This is a genomic window from Marinobacter nauticus (genome assembly GCF_003634635.1).
Classification (GTDB): domain Bacteria; phylum Pseudomonadota; class Gammaproteobacteria; order Pseudomonadales; family Oleiphilaceae; genus Marinobacter; species Marinobacter nauticus.
This window is the reverse complement of record NZ_RBJB01000002.1, coordinates 57,709-75,698: the sequence shown is the minus strand read 5'-3', so window position 1 is coordinate 75,698 and position 17,990 is coordinate 57,709. Positions and strand designations below refer to the sequence as shown.

Here is a 17,990-nt window from a genome sequence, read left to right as displayed (position 1 = left end):
AACCGGCTAAACTCATGCTGTATCGAAACCTCAAACCCCAGTCCGATTCAGGGAGGCTCCATGACCACTCAGGAAGAACTTAACGCCACCATTGCCGATCTCGTGCAACCGGGCAAAGGCATTCTGGCCGCAGATGAAAGCTCCCCGACCATTGCCAAACGCTTCAAAGCCGTAGGCGTTGAATCCACGGAAGCCACGCGGCGCGAATACCGCAGCATTATTTTCTCCACGCCCGGACTTGGCGAGCACATCAGTGGCGTGATTCTTTACGAAGAGACCCTGGAACAGCTGAGCCTGGAAGACATTGCTATCCCCAAGCTCCTTGCCAGCCAGAGCATCGTGCCCGGCATCAAGGTCGATCAGGGCAAAGGCCCGCTGGTGAATGCCCCGGGGGACGAGATTACCTACGGACTGGATGGCCTGGCAGCCCGGCTTGAACACTACAAGGCCATGGGTGCCCGCTTCGCCAAGTGGCGGGATGTGTTCCATATCTCGGACACTCTGCCCTCGTTCCAGGCCATCAAGTCCAACGCCGAGGTGCTGGCCCGCTACGCCGCCGTGTGCCAGTCGATGGGTATTGTGCCGATTGTTGAGCCGGAGGTACTGATTGACGGAAATCACACTATCGAGCGGGCTGCAGAGGTGAGCGAAGACGTATTGCTGGAAGTGTTCAAGGCCCTGCACCGGCACCGGGTGAACCTGGAATGCATGGTACTGAAGCCCAGTATGGTGACACCAGGCAAGGAATCCGGCAAAGCCTCGCCTGAACAGGTTGCCGAAGCAACACTGAGCGTATTCCGGCGAGTGGTGCCGGCGGCCGTCCCCGGGATATTTTTTCTCTCCGGAGGCCAGACACCTGAAGAATCCACCGAGAACCTCAATGCTCTGAACAGCATGGGCTACCATCCCTGGGAGCTAAGTTTCTCCTACGGCCGGGCTCTGCAGGAACCTGCCCAGAAAGCCTGGGCCGGAAAGCTGGAGAATGCCGGGTCGGCACAGGCAGCCATGAAAAAACGGGCCAGACTCAATGGCCTGGCCCGTTCCGGTGATTATCTAGGCTCAATGGAAGCTGATAATTAGGCCGCGCTGGTGTGGCGCTGCGGAAGGTCTAATGGCTGATCCAGGCAGGCCAGCATGGGCGCAACTTCCCGGATTTTACGAGCCTGGGGCCAAAGGGCCTCGGCTTCGGCAAAGCCCTGACGCAGGTAATTGAGCCATTGCTTGATGCGGCCGGTCACATACTTGTCTTCCAGGCGGGTTTGCAGAGCAGCGGCGTATTCCCGCACCAGAACCATGGCCTCGGCCCAGCTCATGGGCTCCCGTGTTTCTCCGCTCTGGGAGGCCTTGATCTGTGCCGCCAGATCTGGCCGGGCAATCAGGCCGCGGCCGATCATCACATCGTCGCAGCCGGAGACTTTTCGGCAGCGCCAGTAGTCTTCCACGGTCCAGATTTCGCCGTTGGCGATTACGTGGCTTTTGACCGCTTCGCGTACCCTGGCGATTTCTTCCCAGTAAGCGGGCGGCTTGTAACCATCCACCTTACTGCGGGCGTGAATGACGATCTCAGAAGCACCGGCCGCTTCCAACGCCTGGCCACAGGCCACGCCCATGGAACGGTCGTCGTAACCCAGACGCATCTTGGCGGTTACCGGAATATCCGCAGGCACGGCTTTACGAACGGCCGCGGTGATTTCATACATCAGCTCCGGCTCCCGCATCAGCACACAACCACCTTTGTGCTTGTTCACGGTTTTGGCGGGACAGCCGAAATTGATATCCACCTGCCCTGCTCCCAGCTCGGCAGCCTTGGCACCGTGACGGCCCATCATGTCGGCGTTGGAGCCCAGCAGTTGAACGGCCACGGGTGTACCTACTTTTGTGAGCGCACCGTTGTAAAGCTCCGGAGCGTACTTGTAGAAAATCCGGGGCGGCAGCATGCCGTGGGTCACGCGAATAAATTCCGTCACGCACCGGTCAATCCCACCGACCTTGGTCAGGGTTTCACGAATGGGTGCGTCGACCAGCCCTTCCATCGGGGCAAGGATGATTCGCATGAAGGCTCCAGGGTCGGGGCGAAGTGAGTCAGGATTCAGCTGATCAAAAATCAGGCGGGGCGGATTGTAAGGAATATGCGGGGAAGATGGTAGCCGGACACCCTGAAATCAGGGTGTCCGGCCGACTTTTTACGACACTACTGGCGGATCATGCCTGTATGTCGAACCGGTCATTGTTCATGACCTTGGCCCAGGCTGAGATGAAGTCACGAACGAACTTCTCGTGATTGTCGTCCTGGGCATACACCTCGGCGTAAGACCGCAGGATGGAGTGAGATCCGAATACCAGGTCTACCCGGGTAGCGGTCCACTTTTTCTGGTCAGTCTTGCGATCACGAACCTCATACAGATTGTCACCGGCGGACTTCCAGCTGTAGGCCATATCGGTCAGGTTGACGAAGAAGTCGTTCGTCAGCTGGCCTTCCCGGTCGGTGAACACGCCATGCTTGCTGCCACCGTGGTTGGTGCCCAACACCCGCATACCACCAATCAAAACGGTCATCTGTGCGGCGGTCAGGCCCATCAGCTGGGCACGATCCAGCAGCAGCTCTTCGGGTTTGACCACGTAGTCCTTCTTCTGCCAGTTACGGAAACCGTCGGCCACCGGCTCCAGCACATCGAAGGAAGCCGCATCGGTCATGTCGTCGGTAGCATCACCGCGACCTTTCAGGAAGGGTACGTGCACGTCGTATCCAGCCGCCTTCGCAGCTTTCTCGATACCAACACTGCCGCCGAGTACGATCACATCGGCAATGCTGGCCCCGGTGTCGGCAGAGATCTGCTCATACACCTTCAGCACCCTGGCCAGGCGCTCCGGCTCGTTACCGTCCCAGTCCTTCTGGGGCGCAAGGCGGATACGGGCACCATTGGCACCACCGCGCATGTCGGAGGCACGGTAGGTCCGGGCGCTGTCCCAGGCGGTGCTGACCATGTCACTGATGGAAAGGCCGGCATCGGCGATCTTCTCTTTGACCACTTCCTCGATGTAGTCAGTGGGGCCGGCCGGGATCGGGTCCTGCCAGATCAGGTCTTCATCCGGCACTTCCGGGCCAATGTAACGGGACTTGGGCCCCAGGTCACGGTGGGTCAGCTTGAACCAGGCACGGGCAAAGGCGTCCTGGAACCGCTGTGGGTCCTTGCGGAAGTCCTCGAGGATCTTGCGGTAGATCGGATCCACCTTCATGCCCATATCGGCGTCGGTCATGATCGGGTTGTGGCGAATGGACGGGTCGGTGGCGTCCACCGGTTTGTCCTCTTCCTTGATGTCCACCGGCTCCCACTGCCAGGCACCGGCAGGGCTCTTCTTCAGCTCCCACTCGTGGTCAAGCAGCATGTCAAAATAGCCCATGTCGAACTTGGTGGGCTCCTTGGTCCAGGCACCTTCAATGCCCGACGTGACGGCGTTGGACGCCCTGCCCTGCATATTGGGGTTATCCCAGCCGAAGCCCTGGCCAACGATATCCGCGCCTTCGGGCTCGGCCCCCAGTGCGCCAGCATCACCATTACCGTGACATTTACCCACAGTATGGCCACCCACCGTCAGGGCGGCGGTTTCTTCGTCGTCCATGGCCATCCGGGCGAAGGTTTCACGCACCTGGGCAGCCGTTTTCATGGGGTCAGGCTGGCCGTTAACACCTTCCGGGTTTACGTAGATTAGCCCCATCTGCACCGCTGCCAGCGGGTTTTCCATAGTATCCGGCTTCTCGATGTCTCCGTAACGCTCATCGGAAGGAGCCAGCCATTCTTTTTCCGCACCCCAGTAGATGTCTTTCTCCGGATGCCAGATATCTTCACGGCCAAAGGAGAAACCGAAGGTTTTCAGGCCCATCGACTCATAGGCAATGTTGCCTGCCAGGATCATCAGGTCGGCCCAGCTGATCTTGTTGCCGTACTTCTTCTTGACCGGCCACAGCAGACGGCGGGCCTTGTCGAGGCTGGCGTTATCCGGCCAGGACGCGATCGGGGCAAATCGCTGGTTACCGGTGCCACCGCCACCGCGGCCATCGGCCATTCGGTAAGTCCCGGCGGAGTGCCAGGCCATACGAATCATCAGGCCACCGTAGTGACCCCAGTCTGCGGGCCACCAGTCCTGGCTGTCTGTCATCAGGGCATGCAGATCCTGCTTGATGGCGTCGAAGTCCAGTTTGCGCACTTCTTCCCGATAGTCGAAGCCTTCATCCATCGGGTTGGTTTTGAGGTCGTGTTGATGGAGGATGTCGAGGTTAATAGATTCAGGCCACCAGCCAGTCACGCTCTGACTGCTGGCGGTGTTGGCTCCGTGCATGACCGGGCACTTTCCACCTGTACTGTTATTCTGACTCATCGTTCACTCCTGTGTTTACCACTTGGGCAGGGGACATGTTGTTGAGGGGCATCATTTAACATAGGTCAAGCTGATCGCCCCTGCTTGAAACTTCCCTAACGTCCGGATAGCTGGTCGCTATGATCAGCAAGGCTTTGGGCGCTGGCATAGTCGCCGTAGTACTCAGCAAGGATTGCAAACGTCTCTTTCCATGCTAACTGCGTGTAATCGAACAACACTGACATGGGCAACTCCTGGGTGATCAGCGACAAGATCACTATACGCCGGGGAGCATGCCCAGCTACAATTAATTAAAAAAACTTTTTTGAAAGATTTTTACTATCGACCGGCAGGCAGGTGGTTATGTTTGACCCGCAACGGTCAGGTCAGAAGGCTATAACCGTTCGATGGACAGGAACTTGCCGGCGTCGTCAAACAGGATGCGGAAGCTGCCACGTACGCCGTCGTTGAGGAAAAAACGGGAGAGGATACGGGCCGGGAAGCGGACAGAACGTCCGTCCCGGGCCGTGGTGTGAACATCGGTGGCCACGCCCTGATAGAGCTTGATCCACTCATCAGGGCTGATGCTGATGTCCACAATGATCTGCTGCATTGGCGATGCCTGGCTCAGTTGGCCAGTTCAAGCAGCAGACGGTTCAGGCGGCTTACGTAGGCGCCCGGGTCTTTCAACTGTTCACCGCTGGCCAGGGTGGCCTGGTCGAACAGAACGGCAGACAGCTCCTTGAAGCGCTGTTCGCCCTGCTCGGTTTCCAGTCGCTGCACCAGCGGATGGTCCACGTTGATTTCAAAGATCGGCTTGCTCTCCGGCACTTTCTGACCGGCAGCTTCCATGATCTTCTTCATCTGGGCGCCCATATCGAACTGACCCACCACCAGGCACGCCGGTGAATCGGTCAGGCGGTTGGTTACCCGCACTTCCTGCACCTGGTCTTCCAGAGCGGTCTTGATGCGCTCCAGCAGATCCTTGTGCTCTTTGGCGGCTTCTTCCTGGTGCTTCTTGTCTTCCTCGGTTTCCACTTCACCCAGGTCGAGATCACCACGGGCCACGTCCTGGAACTGCTTGCCGTCGTATTCGCTCAGATAGCCCATCATCCATTCGTCGATGCGGTCAGAGAGGATGAGTACCTCGATCCCTTTCTTGCGGAACACTTCAAGGTGCGGGCTGCTCTTGGCGGCGGCAAAGTTGTCGCCGGTGATGTAGTAGATCTTGTTCTGGCCTTCCTTCATCCGGCTGATGTAATCATCCAGAGACACGTTCTGGGTGGCTTCGCCGGTATGGGTGGTGGCAAAGCGCAACAGTCCCGCAATTTTTTCGCGGTTGCTGAAGTCCTCTGCCGGACCTTCTTTCAGCACGGTGCCAAACTCATCCCAGAAGCCCTGGTACTCATCGCCGTCTCTCTTGGCCAGCTTGGACAGCATGTCCAGCACCCGCTTGGTCATGGCGGTGCGGATGCTCTCCACGGTGCTGTCGTTCTGCAGGATTTCCCGCGATACGTTCAGGGACAGATCGTTGGAATCGATCACACCCTTGGCGAACCGCAGGTACAGCGGCAGGAACTGCTCGGCGTCATCCATGATGAACACGCGCTGCACGTACAGTTTCAGGCCACGGGGCGCTTCCCGGTTGTACAGGTCGAACGGCGCGCGCTTGGGGATGTACAGCAGGCTGGTGTAGTCCAGCTTGCCTTCTACCTTGTTGTGGGACCAGGTCAGCGGGTCTTCAAAATCGTGGGCGATGTGTTTGTAGAACTCCTTGTACTCTTCGTCTTTGATCTCAGTACGAGGCAATGTCCACAGGGCGGTGGCATCGTTTACCGTCTCTTCTTCGCCCTTTTTGTCCTCCTCCTCGGATTCGGACTTCATCACCACCGGGAACGAAATGTGGTCAGAATACTTTTTCACCAGGCTGCGCAGTTTCCAGCCATCGGCAAACTCTTTATCCTCGGCTTTCAGGTGCAGCACGATTTCGGTACCACGCTGCTCACGTGTCGCCGGCTCGATGGTGAACTCGCCATCACCCTTGGATTCCCAGTGCACGCCATTGTCGGCCGACTCACCCGCCTTGCGGGTGAACACTTCCACTTTGTCCGCCACGATGAACGCGGAGTAGAAACCAACACCGAACTGACCGATCAGCTTGCTGTCTTTTTTCTCGTCGCCAGACAGTTGCTTGAGGAACTCGGCGGTGCCGGACTTGGCGATGGTGCCCAGGTTGGCGATCACATCGTCACGGGTCATACCGATGCCGTTGTCGGCGATGGTGATGGTGCCGGCATCTTTATCGTAATCCAGGCGAATCTTGAGATCCGAATCGCCTTCAAACAGCTTGTCGTCTTTCAGGGCAGCGAAGCGCAGTTTGTCTTCGGCGTCTGAGGCGTTAGAGATAAGCTCACGAAGGAAGATCTCTTTGTTCGAGTACAGAGAGTGGATCATCAGGTGAAGCAGTTGCTTCACTTCAGTCTGGAATCCCAGGGTCTCTTTGTTGGCTTCTACCGTCATGGCTGGTTTGGTCTCCTGCTGTGTCACAAATAAAGAAACAGTTTTATGAGCAAGAGAGTGGGGGTTGGCCGGAGTATTTCAACCCCGGCGAGCACCCAAAATCAGTCTTCGAGCAGGAAGTGAGCGCGGGCGGTAGCGATGGGCTGGGAGCGAGACTTCTGCCAGGCGGAGATCATCACATTGGCCACGCGGTTACCCTGGCGGGTAAGCCGGCACTCGGCGTACGTTTCCCGGTTCAGGCCGGCCCGAAGATAGTCGAGGGAGAAATCGACAATTCGGGGCATGCGGAAGGTGTCCTGGGACATAATCAGATAAATAGCCGCAGACATTTCCATAAAACCACCAATCACACCGCCATGAATGGCGGGCAGGATCGGATTGCCCAGGTTCTCTTCCTTTGCGGGCAGGCGGAAGATCAGGTCATCACCAAATCGGTCGCACTGCAGGCCAATCCAGCTGGCGTACGGGATACTCTCCATCATGCGCGAGAAGTCGCCGGTTTCCTGGGTGTAGCGCAGAATTTCCGGGTCGGTCATTCCTCACCTCCGGTGATCAGGTCGCGATAGGATTTCGGCGTGGCTTCTTTGCCAATGCGCATGAAGGTGCCCACGCAATTGGCGATGGTTTCACCCCCCTCCTGATAGGCCTCGCAGCGCGTAAAGATGATGTTACGGGTAATCTTGTAGGTCTCTGCCCTCGCGTACACCGGCTTCCGGGGCTCCGCCGGGCGCATGTAATCCACTCTGAGATCCAGGGTCGGACACAGCTCAAATTCATCCAGACCACAGATCATTACCGAACCGGAGGCGGTGTCCATCAGGGTCGTGATAGCGCCACCATGGATAACTCCAGTGTCCGGGTTGCCAATAATCTTGTCGCTGTAAGGCAGCTCCATAACCAGATAGCCTTCACCCGCCTCCGTTGCGTTCAGACCCAGTTCCCTTGCCTGGTTGAGCGTACTGATAAACCGGTTAACCCGGTTTATTCGGGTTTCATCATTCATTCAGGACTGTCCTGCAGATCAGTTCTTGGATTTTACGTCCGCATCGGCACGGGCGGGTATGGCTTCTTCGAAGACCTTGCCGTCGCGCAGGGCGGATAATGCATCTGAGTGGAATTCTCGGCGGTAGAGTACGTACACCACCAGGGTTGAGGCAGCCATAAAGGCCACCGGATGAATGAACCAGGCCACCACAGCCAGGGCATAGTAGTAAGAACGCAAGCCAAGGTTAAACGCGTCGCCGGCCAGGTTACAGATGTTGCCGGCGCTGCGGGCAAAGGCCTCTCTCGCTGCCGGACTGGTTTTGCTGTCGTCTGGTAGCGGCGCGCTGCCAATCATGACGGCCACGAAATTGTACATTCTCATGGACCAGGTGAACTTGAAAAACGCGTAAATAAAGACCACCAGCAACACCACCAATCGCAATTCCCAGATTTCACGACTGGGCACAGCGGAAAATGGCATGGTGGCAAAAATTTCCATAGCCTCGCTGGTGTAGCCGAGGGCGGTGATAATACCGGCGAGAATCAGCAGACAGCTGGACGCAAAAAACGCTCCGTTGCGTTCCAGGTTACCGACAACCGAGGCGTCTGAAATACGGTTTTCACGCTTGAGCATGACCCGCATCCAGTCTTCCCGGTATAGATCGAGGGTGTTCGACAGACACGAGCGAGAGTTGGCGCGATTGCGCGAATACCAGGTGTACCCTCCCCAGCAGACAAAAAACCAGATCAGTGCCAGAAATTCCAGATAGTAGCTCATTGGGTGGTTAAAAAGCCTGGATTGGGGAGATAAATAGGGCGAAAACTTCCGTTATGATACGCCAAGGGGAGCGCGCCGACCACTGTCTGTCGGGCGGTGCCGACGTCGGAAACCGGTCTGTGCTATAAACTTACCCCAACGTTAAGGAGACATAAGTGAGACCCGGAATGTTGACCAGATATATCGCGATAGCGGCAATCGCCCTCACACTGACAGGGCTGGCTGGGTGTTCTGTGAACCCGGTAACCGGAGAGAAGCAGCTGTCTCTGATTTCAGAGAACCAGGAGCTGGCACTAGGGGCGGAACAGTACACACCCACACAACAGACCCAGGGCGGCCGCTTCTACATCGACCCGGAACTTTCCATTTATGTGCGTGATGTGGGCCAGAAGCTGGCGCGCGTGAGTGACCGGCCAGACCTTCCTTATGAATTTGTCGTGCTCAATAACAGCGTGCCCAATGCCTGGGCCCTGCCCGGCGGCAAGATCGCCATCAACCGCGGCCTGCTGGCGGAGCTGGAGGATGAAGCCCAGTTGGCATCGGTGCTGGGCCACGAGATTGTTCATGCAGCAGCCCGCCACAGCGTGCAGCGGATGCAGCAGGGCATGTTGATCAGCGCCGGGGTGGCCGGACTGGGCTTCGCCCTTTCCGATAATGAATGGGCCGGGTTGATCATGGGTGGTGCAGCTCTGGGTGCACAGCTGGCGCTGGCCCAGTACAGCCAGGGAGACGAACTGGAATCCGATGCCTACGGTATCCGATACATGAAAGAAGCCGGCTATGATCCACAAGCCGCCGTAGAGCTCCAACAGCTGTTTCTGAAGCTATCGGAAGGCCGTCAGAGCGGATGGCTGGATGGCCTGTTCGCCACTCACCCTCCCTCTGCCAAGCGGGTTCAGGAAAACCAGGAGCTGGTTCAGAAGATCGGTGCCGGCGGTTATCGCGGCCGGGACGTTTACCAGCGCCGTATCGCCAAGCTCAAGGAACTTCAGCCAGCCTACGATGCTCACGATGAAGCCATGAAGCTGGCCTCAGAAGGCAAGTATGAAGCGGCTCTCGATCAGGTAAACAAGGCCATCAAGCTGGAACCGCGAGAAGCCATGTTCTTTGCGCTGCGCGGCCGAATCTATCGGGGCATGGAACAACCGGAGAAGGCCAAAGCCGATTTCGACAAGGCCGTGTCACTCTATCCGGAGATGTTCCAGTATCAGCTGTACAGCGGTTTGAACGAACTGGAGCTGAACAACCTTGGCAAGGCAAAAAGCCATCTGGAGAAAGCCAATCAGGTGGTACCCACTTCCATTGCCTATCTCCGACTAGGTGATATCGCGCGGCAACAGGGCCAACGCAGGGAGGCAGTAGCCTATTACTCCACCGCCGCTGAGGCCGGTGGTGATGTGGGGGCTGAAGCTCAGCGCAAGCTGGCCGAACTCAACGAATAGCTCTTTGCAGTGTCAAAAAAAGCCGGGCGCCAATACGCCCGGTTTTTTTATGGTTGTCACATTTGCTGACCTGACACAAAAACCGCGTCAACGATTGCATTGACTTCTAGAGCAATAACTCTAAAAATCAGATTAACCAACAACAATCGGATGGCGACCATGATCGTAAAACGACTTCAGCCAATGATGTCCCACGCACGACGCAGCTATGTTGAGCTCATGTTCCAGGTGATGGGGCGCGCACTGCAGGCAATCAGCGAGGTGGATGAAGCCACCCGCAACGAAACCTGCGAACTGCCGGAGGGCTTCCTGTTCGAGATGCAGGTTATGCCCAACGGGCCAAAACTCATCGTTGAGCACACCGGCAACGGTAAATTGCTCTTCCACGGGGATGAAGCTCCACGCCCCGTTGACCTCTCGATCCAGTTCAAGCATATCGCCCATGCCTTCCTGGTACTGTCGTTTCAGGAGAAGACCTCCGTTGCCTTTGCCAACGACCGCATGCTGGTGGATGGGGATGTGAGTTACGCGGTGCGGATGACCCGGGTTCTCAACCGACTGGAATCATTCATCCTGCCCCGACTAATTGCCGAAAGGGCGGTCAAAGAATATCCGGCAAGCATCAAACTGCCTGAAAAACTCATCAGTGCCGCCCGCATTTATCTGAAAGTCGCCACCCAATTCGTCGAGACAGTGAGAGCATAATGACCAACAAATACTACGAGTTCTTCTGCCCGGTAAAAGTGATTGCCGGTAAAGCCGCGCTGGAACACATTCCCTATGAACTGACTGGCCTGGCAGCCAAACGGCCTATGATTGTCACGGATAAAGGGGTGCGCGCGGCCGGCTTGCTAGAGCCGGTGATTGCCGCCTGCGAAGAAAGCGGGCTGGAGATTGTCTCCATTTACGATGATGTGCCGCCGGATTCCTCCACGTCGGTGGTGAAAGACATTGCCAGCGTTTACCGCAAGGAAAAATGCGACTCGATCATTGCCGTGGGCGGCGGCTCCGCCATTGATACCGGCAAGGCGGTCAATATTCTGGTATCCGAAGGCGGCGATAATATCGCCAAATACAGTGGCGCCGGTGTTCTAAAGCACCCGCTCAAGCCTTTCTTTGTGGTGCCTACCACGGCGGGCACCGGTTCCGAGGTGACCTCGGTGGCGGTCATCACCGATGAGAAAAAAGGCGTAAAACTGCCGTTTACCTCATCATTCCTGCTGCCTAACGCCGCCATCATCGACCCGCGTATGACCCTGACCCTGCCGCCCCACATTACGGCAGCTACCGCCATGGACGCCCTCACCCATGCTACCGAAGCGTTCACCTGCATGGCCAAAAACCCCCTGAGCGACGCCTACGCCACGGCAGCAGTCAAGAAGGTGAGCCAATCCCTGCTTTCAGTCATGGATAATCCGAAAGACAGCGATGGCCGACTGGAACTGGCTCAGGCATCAACCATGGCGGGCATTGCCTTTTCCAACTCCATGGTGGGCCTGGTCCACTCTCTGGGACATGCTACCGGAGCCATCTGCCACCTGCCCCACGGACTGTGCATGAGCCTGTACCTGCCCTATGTGCTTGAGTTCAACCTTGAGAGCATTCGGGAGCCTTTGGGCGAGTTGCTGCTGTACCTGGAAGGTCCGGACGTCTACTCGGCCACCCCTGCGAGCCGACGTGCCGAGGCCAGTATTTCAGCCATTCGAAAACTACGGGATGCCCTCTACAAGCGCTGCGAACTGCCCCGTACGTTGAAAGAAACCGGCAAAGTACTGGAAAATCAGCTGGAAAGCATTGCCAAGCTGGCCCTGGACGACGGCTCGATCATGTTCAACCCCCGGGAAGTGAGCCACGAAGATGCCATGGCGGTGCTTCGTCGCGCCTGGGCCTGATACCTCAGAGGCATATCTCGCCCCGGCCCTCTCTGGCCGGGGTTAGCCTAAAGTCAGATTCACAATGATTGAAATAAAATAGTAAGAAGGTAATATTTAGCGGGCATTCTGGCAGGGAGTTGGCCGGGTATCGATCTAACCAGCGTATGGGCCTGTCCTATCCAGAGTTCCGCCATGAAGAAACTCCTTTTCAAGCTCTCCTTTACCGCGATCCTGTTGAGCCTGCTAACCACTTTCAGTGGCAATGCCGCTGCCGAAGTGGACAATCAGGAGCGGGTGTTCCGCTTCAACATCTCTCCTAACGGCTACCCACCTTATCTGATCGTTGATGGCAGCAAGCCCTCCGGTATTATGTGGGACGTGGTAAACCTGATTGTCCCCCGCCTGGGCTACGAGGTGGAACCAGTAAAAATCCCCAGAAAACGGGTAGACCCTATGCTTGCCGACGGCTACATTGACGGCACGCCAAGGGCCATAGAGTGGACGGAAGAGCCGGAGAAGTTCCTGTTTACCGACCCGGTCGTTCACGTGGAGGAAGTATTCTTCTTCCCGAAGAGCTCTGAGCTTGAATACAAACACCCCGCAGACCTCTACGGCAAGACGATTGTCACGCCACTGGGATACTACTATCCCTTTCTCGAGCCCTATTTCAAAGATCATCGCATTAAGCGATTTGACGTCTCCAGAGATCGGGAGATTTTCACCTTTGTGCTGCATGGCGAGCAGTTTCACGCAGCGCTTGCGGATCGGTTGGTCGGGCAATGGATTCTCAGGAACGAAGGACTGACCGAGCACTTTCGCTCTTCTGTGGAAGGAATCAGCCAGTTCGGCTTCCGGATCATGCTGCGTAAAGACTGGAAAGCGTTTGCCGAGGCCTTCAACCAGGAGCTGGCAAATATCCAGGAGAATGGCGAACTCGACGCCATTCTCTCGAACTATCGCTAAAACCCGATCACTCGAGGCGACGAAGCAGCAGCATCGGCGATACGCTAAGCACTGGTCGTAATTGCCAGCGGCCAAACAGCGCCAACAGAATGGCTGCAATCAGTGGTACTGGCAGCATCACCTGCCAGTGCCAGCGGAAAGTGCCCTCGAACATTCCGGCCTGGAGCGCATATACCGCCCCTTCTGCCGCAATCACACCGAGCGTACCGGCAAAGAATCCCAACAGTGCGAATTCCAGCATAGTACTGCGTGCCAACAACGACTGCTGGCCGCCCAGGGTTCGCAGCAACGCCCCTTCCCTCTGACGATCCCGCAGGGTGGCACTGACAACCGCTGCCATCACCACAAGAGCGGCCGCGAGAATCAGCGCCAGGATTGCCTCAATGGCCTGAGTTACCTGCTGCACAATCTGCTGGATGCGATCAATGATATGGTCTATCTCCAGCACCGAGACCGTCGGGAACTGGCGCGAGAAGTCGTTCAGAGCCAGTTTATTGTCCGGGTTCAGATAGAACGCGGTAATCCAGGTGGCGGGCATGTCAGTCAGACCGCCGTCGGGCGGGAAGGCCATGTAGAAATTGGGTTTCATGCTGTCCCACTGCACAGTACGAATACTCGTTACCGGCTCGGTCACCTTGCTGGAGCCGATGGTGAAGGTCAGCCGATCACCCAGCTGCAAACCGAGTTTCTCCGCCAGCTCAGCTTCTACCGAAACCCCCTCGGTTTCGCCCGGCCCGAACCACTGGCCATCCACAATCCGGTTGTCTTCCGGCAGCTCCGGCATCCATGTCAGATTCAGCTCCCGGTTCAGCGCACCAACCCGCTCATCCTTGCTGACCGCTTCTTTCACCGGCTCGCCATTCAGTTCGGTCAGGCGACCGCGAACCATCGGATAAAGCGTCTCCAGGGGCGCGCCGCGAGTGGCCCAGAATTCCTCAACATCATCCACCGCATCCGGGGCAATATTGATCAGGAAATGGTTTGGCGCGTCGTCCGGCAGCTGGGCCTGCCAGTCGTCCAGCAGGGAGGAACGCACCAACACCAGCGTAGCAGCCAGCATAAGCGTCATGGCAAAAACCGCCATCTGCGCCATGCTGGCACGTCGGTGCCGATATAAGCCCACCAGGGCCAGGCGCCAGGAGTTGCCGCCACCCTTCACTCTGCGCAAGAGGGCGACCATGCCCCACCCCAGCAGACCGAGCACACCCAGCAGCAGTACCAGCCCGCCCAAAAGTGCGGCCACCAGCATCAGCTCGCCGGCGTACATCCACACCAACCCAAACACGGCGACCACCGCCAGCAGGATATCCGGAATGGCTTCCCGGCCGGTTTCGCCGGGCTGGGAGCGTAATACCCGCATGGCGGGAACATTACGCAGGCGGCGAATGGGCGGATAGGCAAATGCGAATAGAGAAACCAGTGCCGTTAACAGGGAGGGCGTTAACGCGGAAGGATCCAGGTAGAAATCAACGGGCCGTTCCAGCAGGTCGCTCAGCAAACGCACCAACAGCCAGAACAATGGTAACGCCACTGCCAGACCACCCAACACGCCAACAACACCCCACAGAGTGAGGCGGCGCAGGTAGAGCTCACCAATGCCCCGGCTGGATAATCCAAGGGTTTTCAGCAATGCCACCGTGTCCCTCTGAGACAGAGCGTATTGCCGGCTGGCCACCGCCACGGCTACCGCCGCCAGCAACACCGCAAGACTGCCACCCAGCAGCAGGAAGCGTTCGGCCCGCTCCAGGGAGCGCGAGAAGGTTTCACCGTCTCTGACCCCTTCCCACTCGTGACTGGGCTCCAGCTGTGGTTCCAGCCACTGGTAATAGTCTTCAAGCACACCTTCGGCGCCGGCAAACAGGTAGACATATTCCACGCGGCTACCTTCCTGGACCACACCGGTGCCGGCAACATCGTCCACATGCATCATCACCCGTGGCGCCAGTGATGACAGCCGGAAGCCGCCGTCCGGCTCGCGGATTAATAAGCGGGTGATTTCCAGTTTAAGATTGCCGACTTCCAGAGTATCGCCGATGTCCAGTTCGAGCAGACGCAGCAACCGTGGATTCACCCACACCTGGCCGGGGCCGGGGCCCTGACTGACAATCTGTCTCGGCTCTGCAGCACCGGACTGGATCTCGATTTCGCCGCGCAACGGATATTCATCGCTCACGGCTTTGACCGAGACCAGCTGAAACCCGCTTTCGCCGAAGACCATGGTGGAGAACTCCACCATGCGCCCGGTTTCGAGGCCTCGGGACTGGGCATTCTCCAACCATTCCGGTGGGATCGGACGGCCGTTCTCGGCTTCCAGTTGCCGGTCTGCCGCCAGAAAGGAGCTGGCAGACGATACCAGGGTACGCTGCAACTGGCTGGCGAACAGCGCAATCGTGGCTACGGTGGCAACAGCAATAATCAGCGCAACCAGCACCACACGAACATCGCGCTCTCGCCAGTCTCGGCTCACGGACATGAGTTTGTTGGAGGCTCTCATCAGTGTGCCGGCTCCCCGGCCAGATCCGGCTCAGTCAGCACTCCCGCCTCGATGTGCAGCTGCCGGCCGCAACGTTCTGCAAGGTGTTCATCATGGGTAACCATTACCAGTGTGGTGCCCTGCTCCCGGTTCAGGTCCATCAGAAGGTCAGATACCGCCTGTCCGGTTCGGTTGTCCAGATTGCCCGTCGGCTCATCCGCAAACAGAATGGCGGGGTCGGAAGCAAAGGCCCGCGCAATCGCGACGCGCTGCTGCTCGCCACCGGACAACTGACGAGGGGTATGGTTCAGCCGTTCCCCCAAACCTACCCGATCAAGCAATTCTCTGGCCCGCTGCTCCGGTGCCTCCGTGCCGCCCAGTTCCAGCGGCAGCATGACATTTTCAAGCGCGGTTAATGCCGGCAGCAACTGGAACGACTGGAACACAAATCCGACCCGACGGGCCCGCAGTTTGGCACGCTCATCTTCACTCAGCTTGCTGATGACCGCACCATCCAGTTCAACGGTGCCTTCCGTGGGTGTATCCAGGCCCGCAAGCAAGCCAAGCAAAGTCGTTTTGCCGGAACCGGAGCGACCAACGATGGCTACGGACTCTCCCCGATTGATTTCCAGACTGACCCCCTGCAAGATCGTGAGCGTATCGGTTTCCAGGCTGACCCGATGGGTCAGATCAGTCACCCGCAACATAAGGTTGCTATCGGTATTACTGAGATCCGTCATCTGGTTCACGGTAACTCCATTGTCTGTATCGTTGAATCTGTAAAGGGTATATGAATTTACTATGCATACGATATCGCTGTACGTCAGATCAATCGTACTCTCGGCTCTGCTCTTGCTCACCTTGCCTGCGCTGGCCAGCCAGAACACAGTGCTGGTGGTGGGTGACAGCCTGAGCGCCGCCCACGGCGTACCCTCGGAAACCGCGTGGGTGGAGCTGCTGAGGGACCGCATCGACAGCCAGGAACTGAACTGGACCGTGGTGAATGCCAGTATTGGCGGCGAAACCACCGACGGTGGCCTGCGGCGCCTGCCAGGCCTGCTGGAAACCCACGATCCCACGATTGTAATCATTGAGCTCGGCGGCAATGACGGCCTGCGGGGGTTCCCACCCAATGTGATTGAATCCAATCTGGCCAATATGATCGAGCAGGTACGCGAGATCGGCGCCACACCTTTGCTGGTGGGCATGCAGATCCCGCCAAACTACGGCCAGCGCTACACCACTATGTTCGCCGATATCTTTCCGACTCTTTCAGACCGATACAATACGCCCCTGGTTCCCTTCTTTCTGGACGGCATTTACGATCAGGACGGCTTGATGCAAGGTGACGGCATTCATCCGACGGAAGAGGCACAACCCCGGCTGCTGGATAACATCTGGCCAAAGCTGGAACCGCTGCTGAACAAACAGGCCAGCAGCTGACGACTCAGATTACCTGCCGGACAAACCCTAAAGCTCGGCGTTCAGACCAGTAGTAACCGTCCCGGGCATGTTGGACAAACCCCACATGCCCACCCCACTTCGGGATTTCCATCTGGACGTGATGTCCCAATACCCGGCGACTGTCCGGAAAACAGCGGGCCGAAAGGAACGGGTCATCTGCTGCATTCACTACCAGAGCTGGCACCCGGATATCACTCAACCGGAACAGAGCAGAACACCGGGCCCAATAGTCGGCCGCGTCCTGGAATCCATGCAGTGGTGCCGTATAGCGATTATCGAATTCGTGAAAACTTCGGATTTCCTCGAAACCCGTGACATCGATCAGATCAGGGAATCTGTCCGCTTTTTCCCGCATCTTGACGTGCAGATCCGTCAAAAACCGTTGCATGTAAATACGCCGGCTGGGTCGCGCCAGCACGTCCGCGCTGCCCGCCAGGTCCAGAGGCACCGAGTAGGCCACCGCACCACTGATACGGCTGTCCACATGCTCCCCCTGCTCACCCAGGTACAGCAGCGTGAGATTCCCACCCATACTGAAACCTGACAGGAAGAGGTTCTGATACCGCCGCCCCAGCGCGTGACTGACGACGGCATGCAGATCCGAAGTGGCGCCACTGTGATAGAAGCGCGGCTGTTGGTTCATCACCCCGCCGCAGGACCGAAAGTTCCATGCCAGCACATCCCAGCCGTCGGCCATCAATGCTCTGGCCAGACCCAGCACGTAGGGCCTACGGCTGTGGCCTTCCAGCCCATGGGATATCACCGCCAGCCGGTCACTGCCCTGGCGATACCAGTCCAGATGCAGTTCGTCGTCATCGTCGGTGGCCAGTATGTCGGTTTCCGGTTCCGGCAGGGTCACTTTCCGGAACAGGGTCGGCCATACCGACTGGACGTGGCCATTACGCAACCACACCGGCGGACGATAGGGTTCAAGCTTAGCTCTGTGCAAATTTTGACCTTTCATTTCAGGGGGTTGACGAACCTGATTAAAGTACTTAATATGCGCGCCACATTGATGCTGTTCCCCGATAGCTCAGTTGGTAGAGCAACGGACTGTTAATCCGTTTGTCGCTGGTTCGAGCCCAGCTCGGGGAGCCACTTATTCCGAAAGGCCGCTGATCAGATATCAGCGGCCT

Annotated in this window: 16 protein-coding genes and 1 tRNA gene; 7 read left to right on the top strand and 10 right to left on the bottom strand. The window is 57.6% G+C overall.

The genetic code is table 11. The features are described from left to right. The first annotated feature begins 60 nt into the window (after positions 1-60). Complete coding sequence (locus C7436_RS00365; RefSeq protein ID WP_121206328.1) at positions 61-1,080, top strand: class I fructose-bisphosphate aldolase; 1,020 nt, start codon at positions 61-63, stop codon at positions 1,078-1,080. On the opposite strand, the gene C7436_RS00360 is transcribed toward C7436_RS00365, so the two are convergent. The 7 genes from C7436_RS00360 to C7436_RS00330 all read right to left on the bottom strand — a co-directional run bounded on the left by C7436_RS00360 (position 1,077) and on the right by C7436_RS00330 (position 8,638). Next, positions 1,077-2,054, bottom strand: a complete 978-nt coding sequence (locus tag C7436_RS00360; RefSeq protein ID WP_121206327.1) for a tRNA dihydrouridine synthase — start codon at positions 2,052-2,054, stop codon at positions 1,077-1,079. The genes C7436_RS00365 and C7436_RS00360 overlap by 4 nt on opposite strands. 148 nt (positions 2,055-2,202) lie before the next feature. Continuing rightward, on the bottom strand, positions 2,203-4,377 hold the full coding sequence (katG, locus tag C7436_RS00355) for a catalase/peroxidase HPI (RefSeq protein WP_121206326.1): 2,175 nt from the start codon (positions 4,375-4,377) through the stop codon (positions 2,203-2,205). Between the two features lie 373 nt (positions 4,378-4,750). Continuing rightward, on the bottom strand, positions 4,751-4,969 hold the full coding sequence (locus C7436_RS00350) for a DUF2835 domain-containing protein (protein ID WP_121206325.1): 219 nt from the start codon (positions 4,967-4,969) through the stop codon (positions 4,751-4,753). 14 nt (positions 4,970-4,983) lie between these two features. Further along, entirely contained in the window at positions 4,984-6,876 is a 1,893-nt protein-coding gene (htpG, locus tag C7436_RS00345) for a molecular chaperone HtpG (protein ID WP_121206324.1), read from the bottom strand. Between the two features lie 101 nt (positions 6,877-6,977). Next, on the bottom strand, positions 6,978-7,412 hold the full coding sequence (locus C7436_RS00340; protein ID WP_011784563.1) for a PaaI family thioesterase: 435 nt from the start codon (positions 7,410-7,412) through the stop codon (positions 6,978-6,980). Beyond that, the gene (locus C7436_RS00335) at positions 7,409-7,879 is read right to left on the bottom strand and encodes a PaaI family thioesterase (RefSeq protein ID WP_014421797.1); all 471 of its coding nucleotides are present in this window, start codon (positions 7,877-7,879) and stop codon (positions 7,409-7,411) included. The genes C7436_RS00340 and C7436_RS00335 overlap by 4 nt, the downstream gene beginning before the upstream one ends. Before the next feature lie 18 nt (positions 7,880-7,897). After that, the gene (locus tag C7436_RS00330; protein ID WP_014421798.1) at positions 7,898-8,638 is read right to left on the bottom strand and encodes a DUF599 domain-containing protein; all 741 of its coding nucleotides are present in this window, start codon (positions 8,636-8,638) and stop codon (positions 7,898-7,900) included. A gap of 167 nt (positions 8,639-8,805) precedes the next feature. Between C7436_RS00330 and C7436_RS00325 the strand changes: the two genes are divergently transcribed. The 4 genes from C7436_RS00325 (at position 8,806) to C7436_RS00310 (ending at position 12,917) form a co-directional block, all read left to right on the top strand. Beyond that, on the top strand, positions 8,806-10,080 hold the full coding sequence (locus C7436_RS00325; RefSeq protein WP_121206323.1) for a M48 family metalloprotease: 1,275 nt from the start codon (positions 8,806-8,808) through the stop codon (positions 10,078-10,080). Positions 10,081-10,239: 159 nt separating this feature from the next. Beyond that, complete coding sequence (locus C7436_RS00320; RefSeq protein ID WP_031209808.1) at positions 10,240-10,785, top strand: hypothetical protein; 546 nt, start codon at positions 10,240-10,242, stop codon at positions 10,783-10,785. After that, a complete protein-coding gene (locus C7436_RS00315; RefSeq protein ID WP_014421801.1) occupies positions 10,785-11,972 on the top strand; it encodes an iron-containing alcohol dehydrogenase in 1,188 nt (395 codons plus the stop codon). Before C7436_RS00320 ends, C7436_RS00315 begins: the two co-directional genes overlap by 1 nt. Before the next feature lie 174 nt (positions 11,973-12,146). Beyond that, positions 12,147-12,917 carry a substrate-binding periplasmic protein gene (locus C7436_RS00310; protein ID WP_121206322.1) on the top strand — a complete coding sequence of 257 codons (771 nt, stop codon included), beginning with the start codon at positions 12,147-12,149 and terminating at the stop codon, positions 12,915-12,917. Positions 12,918-12,924: 7 nt separating this feature from the next. Here C7436_RS00310 and C7436_RS00305 read toward each other — a convergent pair whose 3' ends face one another. Then, positions 12,925-15,411 carry an ABC transporter permease gene (locus tag C7436_RS00305; protein WP_121206321.1) on the bottom strand — a complete coding sequence of 829 codons (2,487 nt, stop codon included), beginning with the start codon at positions 15,409-15,411 and terminating at the stop codon, positions 12,925-12,927. After that, positions 15,411-16,130 (bottom strand): ABC transporter ATP-binding protein, encoded by a 720-nt coding sequence (locus tag C7436_RS00300; RefSeq protein ID WP_121207012.1) that lies wholly within the window; start codon positions 16,128-16,130, stop codon positions 15,411-15,413. The genes C7436_RS00305 and C7436_RS00300 overlap by 1 nt, the downstream gene beginning before the upstream one ends. Positions 16,131-16,191: 61 nt before the next feature. On the opposite strand from C7436_RS00300, the gene C7436_RS00295 reads away from it, so the two are divergent. Next, the gene (locus tag C7436_RS00295; RefSeq protein WP_113879631.1) at positions 16,192-16,833 is read left to right on the top strand and encodes an arylesterase; all 642 of its coding nucleotides are present in this window, start codon (positions 16,192-16,194) and stop codon (positions 16,831-16,833) included. A 4-nt stretch (positions 16,834-16,837) separates the two neighbouring features. Here C7436_RS00295 and C7436_RS00290 read toward each other — a convergent pair whose 3' ends face one another. Further along, positions 16,838-17,803, bottom strand: coding sequence for a YheT family hydrolase (locus C7436_RS00290; protein ID WP_228198023.1), 966 nt, complete (start codon positions 17,801-17,803; stop codon positions 16,838-16,840). Between the two features lie 73 nt (positions 17,804-17,876). Between C7436_RS00290 and C7436_RS00285 the strand changes: the two genes are divergently transcribed. After that, a tRNA-Asn gene (locus tag C7436_RS00285) sits at positions 17,877-17,952 on the top strand. Positions 17,953-17,990 lie beyond the last annotated feature (38 nt).

What these genes read in the sequence shown, in the direction of transcription:
- C7436_RS00305 (WP_121206321.1), bottom strand. Translation starts at nt 15,411, where the DNA reads ATGAGAGCCTCCAACAAACTCATGTCCGTGAGCCGAGACTGGCGAGAG.
- C7436_RS00330 (WP_014421798.1), bottom strand. Translation starts at nt 8,638, where the DNA reads ATGAGCTACTATCTGGAATTTCTGGCACTGATCTGGTTTTTTGTCTGC.
- C7436_RS00335 (WP_014421797.1), bottom strand. Translation starts at nt 7,879, where the DNA reads ATGAATGATGAAACCCGAATAAACCGGGTTAACCGGTTTATCAGTACG.
- C7436_RS00310 (WP_121206322.1), top strand. Translation starts at nt 12,147, where the DNA reads ATGAAGAAACTCCTTTTCAAGCTCTCCTTTACCGCGATCCTGTTGAGC.
- C7436_RS00350 (WP_121206325.1), bottom strand. Translation starts at nt 4,969, where the DNA reads ATGCAGCAGATCATTGTGGACATCAGCATCAGCCCTGATGAGTGGATC.
- C7436_RS00300 (WP_121207012.1), bottom strand. Translation starts at nt 16,130, where the DNA reads ATGACGGATCTCAGTAATACCGATAGCAACCTTATGTTGCGGGTGACT.
- C7436_RS00340 (WP_011784563.1), bottom strand. Translation starts at nt 7,412, where the DNA reads ATGACCGACCCGGAAATTCTGCGCTACACCCAGGAAACCGGCGACTTC.
- C7436_RS00315 (WP_014421801.1), top strand. Translation starts at nt 10,785, where the DNA reads ATGACCAACAAATACTACGAGTTCTTCTGCCCGGTAAAAGTGATTGCC.
- C7436_RS00365 (WP_121206328.1), top strand. Translation starts at nt 61, where the DNA reads ATGACCACTCAGGAAGAACTTAACGCCACCATTGCCGATCTCGTGCAA.
- C7436_RS00320 (WP_031209808.1), top strand. Translation starts at nt 10,240, where the DNA reads ATGATCGTAAAACGACTTCAGCCAATGATGTCCCACGCACGACGCAGC.
- C7436_RS00295 (WP_113879631.1), top strand. Translation starts at nt 16,192, where the DNA reads ATGCATACGATATCGCTGTACGTCAGATCAATCGTACTCTCGGCTCTG.
- katG (WP_121206326.1), bottom strand. Translation starts at nt 4,377, where the DNA reads ATGAGTCAGAATAACAGTACAGGTGGAAAGTGCCCGGTCATGCACGGA.
- htpG (WP_121206324.1), bottom strand. Translation starts at nt 6,876, where the DNA reads ATGACGGTAGAAGCCAACAAAGAGACCCTGGGATTCCAGACTGAAGTG.
- C7436_RS00360 (WP_121206327.1), bottom strand. Translation starts at nt 2,054, where the DNA reads ATGCGAATCATCCTTGCCCCGATGGAAGGGCTGGTCGACGCACCCATT.
- C7436_RS00325 (WP_121206323.1), top strand. Translation starts at nt 8,806, where the DNA reads ATGTTGACCAGATATATCGCGATAGCGGCAATCGCCCTCACACTGACA.